This is a genomic window from Rothia nasimurium (genome assembly GCF_928382285.1).
GTDB classification, from domain to species: domain Bacteria; phylum Actinomycetota; class Actinomycetes; order Actinomycetales; family Micrococcaceae; genus Rothia; species Rothia nasimurium_E.
The window spans coordinates 21,468-33,791 of the sequence record NZ_CAKMSS010000007.1 but is presented as its reverse complement, the minus strand read 5'-3'; the positions used below and the strand labels follow the sequence as shown (position 1 = coordinate 33,791).

At 61.5% G+C, this 12,324-nt stretch carries 9 protein-coding genes; 4 read left to right on the top strand and 5 right to left on the bottom strand.

What is annotated here, in order from left to right; all coding sequences use genetic code 11:
- Window positions 1-62: 62 nt before the first annotated feature.
- The 4 genes from hpt to L6758_RS08335 all read right to left on the bottom strand — a co-directional run bounded on the left by hpt (window position 63) and on the right by L6758_RS08335 (window position 3,695).
- A complete protein-coding gene (gene hpt / locus L6758_RS08350; protein WP_185173992.1) occupies window positions 63-614 on the bottom strand; it encodes a hypoxanthine phosphoribosyltransferase in 552 nt (183 codons plus the stop codon).
- Window positions 615-698: 84 nt separating this feature from the next.
- Window positions 699-1,892 carry a tRNA lysidine(34) synthetase TilS gene (tilS, locus tag L6758_RS08345; RefSeq protein WP_237205594.1) on the bottom strand — a complete coding sequence of 398 codons (1,194 nt, stop codon included), beginning with the start codon at window positions 1,890-1,892 and terminating at the stop codon, window positions 699-701.
- Window positions 1,892-3,022: a zinc-dependent metalloprotease gene (locus L6758_RS08340; protein WP_237205593.1), complete on the bottom strand. Its 1,131-nt coding sequence runs from the start codon at window positions 3,020-3,022 to the stop codon at window positions 1,892-1,894. The genes tilS and L6758_RS08340 overlap by 1 nt, the downstream gene beginning before the upstream one ends.
- Window positions 3,023-3,176: 154 nt before the next feature.
- Window positions 3,177-3,695 (bottom strand): inorganic diphosphatase, encoded by a 519-nt coding sequence (locus L6758_RS08335; RefSeq protein WP_237199651.1) that lies wholly within the window; start codon window positions 3,693-3,695, stop codon window positions 3,177-3,179.
- A gap of 209 nt (window positions 3,696-3,904) precedes the next feature.
- Between L6758_RS08335 and dacB the strand changes: the two genes are divergently transcribed.
- Window positions 3,905-5,305, top strand: a complete 1,401-nt coding sequence (dacB, locus tag L6758_RS08330; protein ID WP_237205592.1) for a D-alanyl-D-alanine carboxypeptidase/D-alanyl-D-alanine endopeptidase — start codon at window positions 3,905-3,907, stop codon at window positions 5,303-5,305.
- A gap of 88 nt (window positions 5,306-5,393) precedes the next feature.
- Here dacB and L6758_RS08325 read toward each other — a convergent pair whose 3' ends face one another.
- The gene (locus tag L6758_RS08325) at window positions 5,394-6,512 is read right to left on the bottom strand and encodes a CAP domain-containing protein (RefSeq protein ID WP_237196327.1); all 1,119 of its coding nucleotides are present in this window, start codon (window positions 6,510-6,512) and stop codon (window positions 5,394-5,396) included.
- Window positions 6,513-7,137: 625 nt separating this feature from the next.
- Between L6758_RS08325 and L6758_RS08320 the strand changes: the two genes are divergently transcribed.
- Genes L6758_RS08320 through L6758_RS08310 form a run of 3 tightly spaced genes read left to right on the top strand, consistent with a single transcriptional unit; the run spans window position 7,138 to window position 12,322 of the window.
- Window positions 7,138-10,929 (top strand): AAA domain-containing protein, encoded by a 3,792-nt coding sequence (locus L6758_RS08320; protein WP_237205591.1) that lies wholly within the window; start codon window positions 7,138-7,140, stop codon window positions 10,927-10,929.
- 1 nt (window position 10,930) lies between these two features.
- Complete coding sequence (locus L6758_RS08315; protein ID WP_237196322.1) at window positions 10,931-11,659, top strand: hypothetical protein; 729 nt, start codon at window positions 10,931-10,933, stop codon at window positions 11,657-11,659.
- A 36-nt stretch (window positions 11,660-11,695) separates the two neighbouring features.
- Complete coding sequence (locus tag L6758_RS08310; protein WP_237205590.1) at window positions 11,696-12,322, top strand: recombinase RecJ; 627 nt, start codon at window positions 11,696-11,698, stop codon at window positions 12,320-12,322.
- The last annotated feature ends 2 nt before the right edge of the window (window positions 12,323-12,324 follow it).

The following is a 12,324-nucleotide window of genomic DNA, read 5'->3' as shown; positions in this document are numbered from 1 at the left end:
CCTCAGGGCTAAAGCACCGTCGGAGGGGAGTCTGCCAGGGCTCTCTGACAGGTGCTCGGTGTTTAGGAGTAGACGTGCGGTGCCAGGGTGACGATGCAGTCCAGGTTGCGGTAGCGCTCGGCGAAGTCCAGGCCGTAGCCCACTACGAATTCGGGTTCGATGTCCCAGCCGACGTACTTGACCTCAACGTCGGTCTTGACGCTCTTGGGCTTGCGCAGCAGGGTGCAGATTTCGACCGAGTTGGCGCCGCGGGATACCAGGTTCTGCTGGAGCCACTTGAGGGTCAGGCCGGAGTCGATGATGTCTTCGACGATGAGCACGTCGCGGCCGGTCAGGTCGGTGTCGAGGTCCTTGAGGATGCGGACGACGCCGGATGACTTGGTGCCTGAACCGTAGGATGAGACGGCCATCCAGTCCATGGTGTAGTGGGCCTTGAGGGCGCGGGAGAGGTCGGCTACGACCATGATGGCGCCCTTGAGTACGCCGACCAGCAGTACGTCGCGGCCTTCGTAGTCCTTGTCGATTTGGGCGGCAAGTTCCTTAATCTTGGCGTCGATTTCTTCTTTGCTGAAGAGAACGTGCTTGATGTCGTTCTGTACGTCGAGTGCGTCCACGGTTGATCGCTTTCTGCTGGTTCAAAGGGTGTGCGCCCTGCCCTGTTGGGTAGGGTAAAGCGCGTGTTCACCTTTAAGTATGGTTTATGGGGCGGTGTTGAGTAAAACGATGAGGCCGGTTTTCTTGAGGTTGTAGCTCTGACCTGCCCGGGTGATGGTGGTACCGGGGCGGCGGCGGTAGGCCGAAATGTGCCCGGGCAGTTGCAGGGGACCCGCCACGGAGTGTTCGGCGGCAAAGGTGTCCAGGGCAGCTAAGCGCTCAAAGCCCGGGGCGATACCCCCGGCTGCTTCAAGGGCAAGGGCAAGGACGCGGGTGCGCAGGGCCGGGTGCAGGGCAGCGAGCGCAGCGCGGTTGAGCAGGATCATCTTTCGGGCGGGCTCTACCCCGAGCAGACCTTCAATATCAGCGCCTGCGGGGGCGAGCTCGTCCGCCCCCACCAGTACCTCCTGCAGGGCCTGCTGGGCGGCGGAGGCCAGGTAGTCGGCGTCCGCACCGGCGATGGAAGCGGTGCGAGCCAGGGAGACAGCAACGCCACCGCCCAGGTGGTCTTCGAGGTAGGGCAGGACGCTGTGACGCACCCGGGCGCGCATAAGTGACTGGTCGGTGTTGGTGGGGTCATGCCAGGGGGTCAGACCCGCGTCAGCGCAGATGTCTTCGATCTCAGAGCGGCGCAGAGTGAGCAAGGGGCGGATGACCCGAACGGGGCCAGCGGGGTGGTCTTCTGTACGGTCTAGGGGCATACCCGCCAGGGAGCGGGTACCGGAGCCCCGGGCCAGGCCCAGCAGTACGGTTTCGGCCTGGTCATCGAGGGTGTGGCCCAGGGCGACAGCGTCTGCCCCGGTGGCGGCCAGCGCCCGGGCGAAGGCACCGTATCGGGCGGTACGGGCCGCCATTTCGGGTCCCTCTTTACCGCTCTCAACGGTCACTTTCTCGACCAGTACCGGGCTGAGACCCAGCTCATGCAAGGTCTGGGCGGTGCGCTCGGCGACCTGAGCTGAGCCGTCCTGGAGCTGGTGGTCCACCACCACCGCACCCACGCGCACGTCCCGGCGCCGGTTAAAGTGGGCCAGAAGAACCGCCAGGGCCAGTGAGTCCGGGCCACCTGAAACGGCAGCTAACACCAGGGGAACCTGCTGGGTCTCCGGTCCCGGGCCAGGGCGTCCTGACGAACCGGTAGGGGCCACCGTACCCGCCCCAAATACCTGATCCAGCACGCGTGCCACCTCGCGGCGGGCAGCCCCCACCACCGGGTTCAAACGAGTTTTACGGCCCTGCACTACTTACTCTCTTCCTGCAGCTCTTCACCCAGGACCCGCTCAATCCAGCGAGCGGGGGCATGAATTTCTGCCACGGTGGGCAGGTTCTCGGGGGCCTGCCAGATACGGTTGAACCGCTCCATGCCTACCTCGTCGATGATGGCCTGCACGAACTTTTGGCCGTTCTTGTACTGGGCCATCTTGGCGTCCATGCCCAGGAGTTTGCTCATAAAGCGGGGGAAGAAACCCTGGGTTTGGCTGCGGCGCTCAAAACGGCGGCGGATGGTCTTCACCGAGGGAACAATCGAGGAGTCAACCGCATCCATCACCACGTTGGCGTGGCCCTCGAGCAGGCTCATCACACCGGTGATGCAATCCAGCAGGTCCTTGCCCTCATCGCTGAGCAGCAGGGCAGCACCAGCGGGGCGGGCCACCTCAGCGCTCTCCCCCGGCGCTTCCTGCTTCTTCATACCGCGCACAGCGCCACTGGCAGCTGCGGCGATACGCTCCGGTAGGTTATCGGTGGTCTCCCCCAGCTCCCGCCCCAGCCGGTGCATCAGGTCAAGCAGGTAATCACGCAACCAGGGGGCAGCGGCAAACTGTACCCGGTGGGTCTGCTCGTGCAGGGCCACCCAGAGGCGAAAGTCAGCCGGGTCGAGGTTCAGCTCTTCTTCCAGCTTCATCAGGTTGGGAGCCACAATCATCAGGCGGCCACCGGGTGCCCCGTGGCCGGCCAGAGCCGCGTAGGGGTCGTACTGGCCCAGGACGCGGGTAGACAGGAAAGCCAGCACTCCCCCAATTTCCGCCGCCCCGCCAATCTCAGTCACAGCATGCTCGGCATCAGACAACTTGGCAAGACGCTGCCCCAGCACCTCTTGGGCAATAGGCCCTAGCATCACGTCAAATGACTGGGTATTAGCCTTCACCCAGGTAGACCTATCAACAATCAGCAGTTCAGAGTCGTGCAGGTTCTCAGCTGCCGCCAGCTGCGTAATAGCGTGCACGTGATCAACCGCGGCAGTAGCCGCATAGCGCATCTCTTCAACGGCTCGGCGCTTAGCCGCAGCCTCAGCGCGGGGGCCAGCCGGAGCCAGCACACCGGCAATCTTATGGGCTAAAGAAAAATTCAGTGGCAAAGAAGATGAGCTCATGCCACCCCACTCTACCGGCTCATCAGCGCCCGAGCCTACCCCAGCCAACCACCGGCGTCCACGCCTTTAAAGGGGCGAAGGCTGGGCCCCGTGCAGGGCTCAGCCTTCTTTCCCGGTGGGGGCACTAGTTAGCTTTCGCTACCCCACCAAGTCTTTAGTTATCGTCTGCTTCAGCTTCAGCAGCGGACTCGTAGTGAGACTTCTCAAAACGCTCCTGGGCCTCAGCTACCAGCTTCTCAGCGAAGGCGCGGTCTTCCCAGCCCTCACCCTTGACCCACTTACCGGGTTCCAGGTCCTTGTAACGCTCGAAGAAGTGCTTGATTTCTTCCTTGAGCTGGTCGGCAACATCGTCGATTTCCTGGATGTGGTCGTAGCGCTTGTCTGCGGGAACGCAGAGAACCTTGTCGTCGCCGCCAGCTTCGTCGGTCATACGGAAAACGCCGATGGGGCGGGCCTCAACCAGGACGCCGGGAACAACATCAACGTCCAGGATTACCATGGCGTCGAGGGGGTCACCGTCTTCACCCAGGGTGTCTTCAAAGTAGCCGTAGGCGGTGGGGTACTGCATGGAGGTGAACAGTACGCGGTCCAGACGCAGGCGACCGGTTTCGTGGTCAATTTCGTACTTAACGCGTGAGCCGCGGTTAATTTCAATCGTGACGTCGAGTTCCAAGGGGAACCTCCTGGTTGAGTGGTGTATTTGACCCGCGCTACGCGCGAGTGGTTCGGCATATTAGTCTAACCGAGAACCGGCAGCCTGGAGCCTTTTTACAGGGCAGGCGCGCCAGTGTCACCCGTATTACATACCCCTGCTTCAAAGGTTAGGCATATACCCTAGAGAGAAAGACACCTTTGCCCCGCGAGCTAACCTGTGGAGGTTTCATGACCGCTTCTCACCGACGTCCCCTGACTGCCTGGGTGGTTACTGCCCTACTGGCAGCCGGGTGCGCAGCAGCAGGAGCCTGGGCTGTACCGGCCTGGCAGGAGGCCCAAGACCTTCGCGAAGCCTCAGTAGCCCCCGATATCACGGCCTCTCCGGTTGCGGTGACAGAAGCAGGCACCGGTGCTGCCCCCGATTCAGCTGCCCTGAGCACAGAGCTCGATAGCGTCCTTGACGGTTTAGGCCAGGGGGTTTTCTCTGCCCAGGTTCTTGATGCAGAAACCGGCCAGAGCATCTACTCCCGTGAGGCTCAGACGAGCCGAACCCCGGCGTCCAACATGAAGCTGCTCGTGGACTACGCCCTACTGACCACTGCACCGCAAGCCCGCTTCACCACGTCCGTCGACCTCAACGACGACTCAACCCTTACCCTGGTTGCCGGCGGCGATACCCTACTGGTGCCAGGGCACTCCGACCCCACCGCGGTGATGGGGCACGCCGGCATCGAGACCCTAGCAGAACGCACCATCGAGGGCCTTAAAGAGCAGGGCATCAGCGGCAAGGCCCTTACCCTCAACCTGGACACCACTATCTTTTCCGGCAGCTCCCTTAACCCCGAGTGGGCCCAGGAAGATATCGACTCCGGCTTTATCAGTGCTGTTACCCCCCTCGCCTTTTACTCCCACTACTCCCCCACCAGCGACGGAACCGCATCAAGCGGCAGCCGCCCCAGCAACGCCCCGGCAGAAGTGCAGCAGGTGCTGGTAGAGGCTCTCAATAGGTTAGGAACGGACGCCGGGCTCACCTTCACCGCGGGCGAGCAGGTTACTGCCCCCAGCAGCGGACGCGAGATTGCAGCTGTGCAGTCAGCCACCGCCGCAGAGCAATCGGCCCTCATGATGCAGGAAACGGACAACTCTCTGGCAGAGACTCTGGGGCGCAACCTTTCTACTCTCACCGGCGGCGACGGCTCTAGCCAAGGGGCAATAACCGCCGTGCGCGAGGCTCTCTCTGCCGCCGGCCTACCCACCAACTACACCCAGATGGACCTCAGCGGGCTCTCCATGAACAACAAGGTCAGCAACGAACTGCTCACCAGCATTGCCCTGCGCGCGGTCAACGGAAATACGACCGAACGCCTCACCCTGCAGGGCCTACCGGTAGCCGGATACAGTGGAACCCTGGGTCTCGCCAGCCGCTTCAACGACGCTGACGAGGCCGGTGGGCGCGGGGTCGTCCGCGCTAAGACCGGCACCCTGAACTCCGTACTGTCCCTCACCGGCTACACCGTCACAGAATCAGGGCGGGTAGTAGTCTTCTCGATTATCATGAACGATCTGGATGACACCGAGGCAGCCAAAAACACTATCGACCGGTTTGCAGCTGCTCTCAGCAACCGGTAGATATAGATAAATATAAAGACGGCGGCTCCACAGGTGTGGAGCCGCCGTTCGTGTCGGTGTCTAGGTGTCGGTGCCTAGAAACTGGTAGTTAGCTTACCCAGGTACCGCGAGCCTGGGTCCAGTTAATGGTGGTGCCGCTTGAGAAGGTCACACGGGTAACACCGTCAATCCAACGAACCTCGTCGGTGACAGGGAAGCCCAGTACAGCAGGACCGCCAAGGGCGTACCAGCGAGCTGAAATAGCGCCGGTCTCGATAATGGCTCGGGCACCGGTTGAAGGGGTCCAGTAGACCGAGGTAATGACGCCGCCCTTCACAAAGTCCTGGCGTATGCTGCCCCAGAATTCATACTCAGAGTTCATGGGGTAGCCCCAGTTACGCTCAAAGTCACTGCCCGCATAACGGCCACCGATAGCACCAGGCCAGTAAACATCTTGAGCTCCAGTGGTGGGAGACCAGTAGATTGTACGGCCCTTGGCGAAGTTCTGAATGATGCCACCGTTGATTGATGAGAAAGCCGCGCCGGTAGGAAGACCAAAGAAGTCGGCACCGCCCCTGGATCGGTAGTGGCTCGCAAGCTTGTCACCCACAGCATAGGTGCCCACCTGAGACGACCCGTTAGATAGGGTGTTGACGCCTGTGATGGTAGAGACATAGTCGTTCGGCCCCTTGCCCGCTTCGAAGCGGTAGATACCGACATTACCCAGCACGCGCCAGGGCAGGGAGGTTCCGTGGCCGTAGCAGAGACCGATAGCCATAACATTTGCCTGGGGAGCCAGAACGGCCTCGCGGTGCGGGCGCGAGCTCTTCCAGAAGTTCATCAGCTGGTTAAGATCATCGTTGTATGACAGAGCAATGACTTCGCTGACAAAGCTGTAGCCCTGCACCTTGGGGTTACCGTAAAACTCGGTACCATGAGAGTAGGATCCGGCCCTGAACTGGCGGACTGCCTCGGCATCCATGATGGAAGCGATGGTTGCCGAGTGCTTTACAGGTGCCAGACCGTTCTGGATGCGGTAGGCATTAATGAGGTTAAGTAGAGTCTGCCGATCGGCTGCACGCTGGGCTGCTGAGACTGTGCGAATATCTGATGCAGCGGCAGTCGCAGCAGTCATAGCTGATGCAGTAGCCAGACCGGTTAGGGTCAGGACGGCAGCCTGACGGCGAGTGGGCCGAACAGCTCGTGTGGTTTCGAGAAGGCTCTTCAATCGTACTCCTGAGGTTCTAGTGGTAATGAGCAAGGGGGATTGCCGAAAACAACTTTATAGAACCGTGACCTGATTTTGACCATTTTGTGATGTTTTTTTAGGAATTAAATCAGACCTGAACCTGCTCCGATAATTATAAAGATTACTGATTATCTGTATTTTTGCACATCAGCCCCCTCTTTGAACCACACCCCCGAAGACCTCACCCGCATTTCATGAAACAAAATTAATCTTTTCAATACCAAGCCCCGCCCCCCAGAGGGCACAAGCACCAATCAACTACAACGCACCCCAACCAGGCCAAAAACATCAAATGGCCTAGCCACGACAAAACACAACACCACCGACACCATCACCCATTACTTCAAAACATCACTTCTTAAAAACTGCAAAATACGAGACACGCCCGACACTATAAACCCTTTAGAAAAAACCATTCATCATATGGCTGAAATTACATTTCTGAAATCTATGTTCTATACCAATTAGTAACTTTTAGAATATGTGTTCTAGAAAAAGGCTATTGGTCCGAACCACAGCACTTGAGGGTTCGCGGTCTCTCGCACCGCTAAATTGTCAGCCACCCTTGCTAGCCTTGAGAACAGCAGTAGACCCTAGGAGCCCCATGTTCTTTATCGACGCAGATTCAGTGCCGTCACTCGCAGTTCATCTCGAGCCGCTGGGCAGGTCACTGGTGTATTCGGCTACAGATCTGGTGACCTCAGCCCAGTGCCAGTTTGCTGCTCTCTACTCCCTCGATCAGGCTTTGGGCAGGGTACCCCGCCTCGAACGCGTCGAAGATCCTCAGCTCCGCAGAGCAGCTGCCCTGGGTGAAGCCCACGAACAGCGCGTCCTCAACCGCTTCATAGCGACCTACGGCAGCTGGGACTCAGCGGCAGGGCAGGGTGTCTACGAGGTTCAGCCACCGCAGGTCTACACTCGCCGAGCTCTCGAAGAGAAACACGCTGAGACTCTTTCTGCCCTTCGAGCGGGAGCAGACGTTGTTTTTCAGGCCAGCTTCTTTGATGGTTCTTTTCACGGGCGGGCTGACTTCCTAGTCAAGCAGCCCGACGGCAGTTACCGGGTAGTCGATACTAAACTAGCCCGCACGGCTCGCGTGCCTGCCCTCTTACAGGTTGCGGCCTACGCCGACCAGTTGCAGCAGGAGGGCATTGCCTGTGATCCCTTTGCCTCGCTGATTCTGGGCAACGATGTTGAGTCCCTCCACGAGCTTGCTACCCTTACCCCTGTTTTTGAACAGAAACGCCAGCGTCTTCTTCAGCTCCTCACCGCTCATCGGGCGCCGGGTACACCGCCGGTGAGCTGGTTCGTAGAACCCGGTAGCCCAGAGATCACCCGGTGCGGACGCTGCGATACCTGCCGGGTGATGGTGCAGGAGCACCGCGACATGCTACTGACCGCCGGAATGACGGCACTGTCACGGCAGGCTATCTATGAGCGGTGTGGGGTGCAAAGTATTGATGAGCTAGCTAGCTTGGCAGGTCAGAACCAGCTCCCTGGGCTGGTACGTCGCTATGCGGAGCAGGCAGCCTTGCAGACCGGCATATCTAAGCCCGATGGCGCAGCCACGGTGCAGCGGGATGGCCAGGAGCAGACTGTCTCCTATAAGCTCTTTCCCCGTCATTCCCTGCGCATGCTCCCGCGGGCCAGTGCAGGCGATCTCTTCATCAGCCTGCTCTCTGACCCCCTGTGGCATGACGAGCAGGCAGCTCACCCCGAGCTGGCCTGGGGTTTGACCTACGGCTTGGGCGCTGCGTCTCTGCCCGAAGAGCCCGGTGCGCAGCCCCTCTTCAGCCAGTTCTGGGCGGCAAACCGCAGTGCTGAGGGCCGGCTTCTTGCAGATTTTTTGGGCATGCTGCACCATCAACGGCAGCTTCACCCGGGGCTGCGGGTCTATTATTTTGGGGCAGCTACTCTCACTGCCCTGCAACAGCTGGCTGCGATGCACGGTACGGGCGAAGCCTACCTGACCGACCTCCAGCGTGACGGTGTACTCCTTGACCTCTCTGAGGTGCTACGACGTTCCATGCGCATCAGTACCGGCACTCGTGTCCTAGCAGATATTGAGCCCCTCTACGCCACAGGGCTAGAGCCTGAGCTGGATATACCGGTCACAGCCTTTGCTGACATGTCGGAGGCCGAACAGGCGGGCAAGCATGAGCAGGTGGAGGCTATGCGGGGCGCCCTTGCCCGTAGCCTCTACCGCACCGGCCTATCCCTGGCTCAGTTGCGCTCCTGGCTGCTGGAGCTAGCTGGCCGGTCGGTTGACGAAGAGCTGGTGCAGCCTGCTCCCCTGGCTGACCTGAATGAACTCTTGGTGCAGGCGGGCAGAGCAGAAGATGAGACCGAGGCGGAGCGAACCTTACGCCGGTTTGTTGAGGCCCTGGACGCCGGTGGTGAGCTAGAGCCCCAGAAGCAGGCGGTTGCCATGGTAGCTACGGCTACGGGCTACCACCGCCGCGAGCGCCGTCAGTTCTGGTGGGATCACTTTAATCGTTTGACGGCTCCCCGTGAGGATTGGGAGGACGCCCGCGATGTGGTCTTGCTGGGTCGGTTGCAGGTGGTTGCCGACTGGCACCGTCCTGAGCGGGCCCGGTCTACGGTGCGTTTATTGAGCGGGGTGGCACGGGTTGCCCCGGGGTCATCGGTAAAGGTGGGCGACAGCGGCCTGTTTGCCATGTATGCAAGGCCTTTTCCGCCCTTTTTGGAGCGGGAGGCTCGGCAGCAGGCCCTGACCTATGCGGCGCTGCATGAGGGTGTCTTGCCGGTGGAAGCTGAGCGGGCCGGAGCCTTTAATACTGAGATTGTGGAGTTAGAAGAGATTCCCGAACATGAGGTGGGGCAGCCCAACCTGGTACGGCTTACGGTACGGGAGAGCTTGAAGGCCTCGGACGGTGAGCCGGCTGAGCCCTACTCGCATCTGCCGATGGCGCTGACGCCGGGTCAGCCTATTCCCACGCAGGCTCAGGAGCAGTCTCTACTGGAGCTGGCTGCACGGACGGCCCGCGTCCTGCCTGAGCTACCGGCATCGGCCGGCACCGACCTGGTGCGCCGCCGTCCGCCGCGGCTGGTGGGAGGTAGCGCCTTACCGCGCCCTCGGGATTTTGTGGAGACCCACGGCTCGCTAGCAACCGTGCAAGCTATCTATCAGGCGGTAAGCCAGCTAGATAGGTCGTATGTGGCGGTGCAGGGCCCTCCGGGGTCGGGCAAGACCTTTGTGGGTTCGCACGTCATTGGCCGTCTGGTAGCTGCCGGGTGGAAGGTGGGCATTGTGGCTCAGTCGCATGCGGTGGTTGAGAACATGCTGCTGGGTTGTATCAGTAATGGCGGGGTTGACCCTGACCAGATTGCTAAGGGGGCGGGCAAGAGTCAGACCCCGAATTTCCCCTGGCGCGAGGTGCGTAACCCCGAGGTCGCCCGGTTTATGGACGAGCCCGGTGGCCGTATCTTCGGCGGTACGGCCTGGGATTTCGCTTCTGACCGCAAGTTCCGGTTTGAGGGCCTTGATCTGCTGGTGATTGATGAGGCGGGGCAGCACTCACTAGCCAATACTCTGGCGGTGGCCCGGTCTGCTAAGAACCTGCTCCTTCTGGGCGATCCTGCCCAGCTACCCCAGGTCACGCAGGGTACCCACCCCTACCCGGTGGACGAGTCTGCCCTGGGCTGGCTTTCAGCCGGGCGTACGGTGCTGCCCGAAGAGTTTGGTTACTTTCTCGATGTCACCTGGCGTATGCACCCTGCCCTGTGTGCCCCGGTCTCGGCCCTGTCGTATGAGGGGCGGCTGGCGTCCGCTCCTTCGGGCACCGAGAGGCACTTGGAGGGCTGGGAACCCGGGGTCTACCTGCGCACGGTAGAGCACAGGGGCAATTCGACGGCCTCGGCGGAAGAAGCAGATGAGATTGTGGCTTTAGTGCGTCGTTTTCTGGGGCACCTGTGGGTGCCCCACCTGGCTGCACCCGAGCAGGCAGCGCCCCTGGCCCCCTCAGACATTATTGTGGTGGCAGCCTATAACGCCCAGGTTGATACGATTCGGGCGGCCCTGCTGGAGGCAGGGCTAGCGGACGCCGACGGCGGGGGTGTGCGCGTCGGTACGGTTGATAAGTTCCAGGGGCAGGAGGCTCCGGTGGTACTGGTGTCGATGGCCGCTTCCAGCGCCGGTGATAGCCCCCGCGGAACTGATTTTCTGCTCTCGCCCAACCGATTGAATGTTGCCCTGTCCCGCGGCATGTGGGCGGCGGTGGTGGTGTGTTCAACCCGGTTTACCGACTTTCTGCCTACCAGCCCCGAGGCGCTGGCCCTGCTGGGTGCCTTTATCCGCCTTGAGCGGGCAGCCCTGCCCTTCCCCGATGAGGGGGAGGCTGGCGTCCGCCCCGATACCCCCACCGTTAGGAGTTAGCATGCCCCTCTCCCCCACCCACCGTAAGCGCTCCCCCTATCTCTTTCACTTTGACGGGCAGACCGTGGCCCTGGGCGAGCCCCGCTACCTGCAGCGTATCGACGAGCGCTTGCGCGAGCAGGGGTACGCGACCAGGCCCACCTACTGGGACCAGGCCTACCTGGCTGATTTGGCAGCGTCCAGCCCCGAGGATGCCGAGCACGGCCAGTTTGCGACGCCGAGCGACCCGGCCCAGCTCAACAGTGTGGGGGTTTCGTGTAGCAGTAGCGAGTTCTGGTCTGCCATGTATGCCCGCAGTTTTGACGCTACGCCCTGGGGCGGGGAGGGAGACACCCTCTATATGCCCCAGCTGCCCGACTGGCTAGAGCGCACCCGGGCCTGGACGCTTGACCCTCTAGCCCCGCAGGACGGCCCCGGCGACCTAGACCCGGCAGGCGGCTGGGTACGGGTGCGGGATCAGTCGGGTGCGGGTGCGCCCCTGGGGCTCTTCCAGCTCACGAGCCCCGATTATTTCTGGGTCTTTGGTTCAGCGCCCGACCTCAAACAGGTGGTGCACCTGTGCCGGGAGTTGGGGCGCGATTTATCCGGCTTCGAATCTGCCACCGCCTATCTGGGCTATGACCTGACTTGCAGTAGCGTCCGGCTGCCGATTGAGTGCGCCCAGCCGCTACAGGAGCAGCTCTTCCTTGCCGGGGTGGACGCCGAAACCCTGCTCTGGGGTGAGGGCTAGTTTTCTGCCCGGTGACTCTAGGGCATACTGAGAAGCATGTTTGTACTGACCTTCATTGCCCGCTCATCCCAGGGTTCGGTGCCGGAGCACCTCGACGACCTGGAGAACCGTCTCGAACAGCTGGCTCCCACTGTTGCTTTTACCCGCACCTACCCCGATGAGCTGCAGGGGGCTTTCGATCAGGCCGAGGACGCCCTCGCCGCCGCCCTGCTCGGGGCCCGGTTTGCCCGGTTTTGGGTGGGTATCGGAGCCGGTGAGCTGGTGCGGCCGCGCTTCGCAGCGGCCCTGGGGGCGGTTTCTACCCCGGAGTGTTCGGGCTCTGCCTTGAGCCTGTCCCGGTCGGCGGTGGAGCAGGCCCAGACCGGTGCGCCACCGCGCGGTATCTGTGTGCACGCTGAAGGGCAGGGCATCCGGGCCGACCAGGTAACCGGCCTGTTGCGCCTGCTCTACCGGGTGGCGTCCGCCCGTACCGAAGCCGAGTGGCGGGTGCTTGACCTGCTCGTGCCCGGTGTGCGCGGGCAGCAAAAGGCGGTAGCCCAGGCTCTGGGAATTACCTCCCAGGCGGTGAGCAAGACCCTGGTGCGGTCCTACTGGCATGAGGAGCTGGCTTCTCGCGAGCTCATCGCCGAGCTACTTGAGGGCTTGGAGGGGCAAGATCAGTAGGC

Coding starts and splice junctions, on each gene's coding strand:
- L6758_RS08340 (WP_237205593.1), bottom strand. CDS start 3,022: ATGAGCTCATCTTCTTTGCCACTGAATTTTTCTTTAGCCCATAAGATT.
- L6758_RS08310 (WP_237205590.1), top strand. CDS start 11,696: ATGTTTGTACTGACCTTCATTGCCCGCTCATCCCAGGGTTCGGTGCCG.
- L6758_RS08320 (WP_237205591.1), top strand. CDS start 7,138: ATGTTCTTTATCGACGCAGATTCAGTGCCGTCACTCGCAGTTCATCTC.
- L6758_RS08315 (WP_237196322.1), top strand. CDS start 10,931: ATGCCCCTCTCCCCCACCCACCGTAAGCGCTCCCCCTATCTCTTTCAC.
- dacB (WP_237205592.1), top strand. CDS start 3,905: ATGACCGCTTCTCACCGACGTCCCCTGACTGCCTGGGTGGTTACTGCC.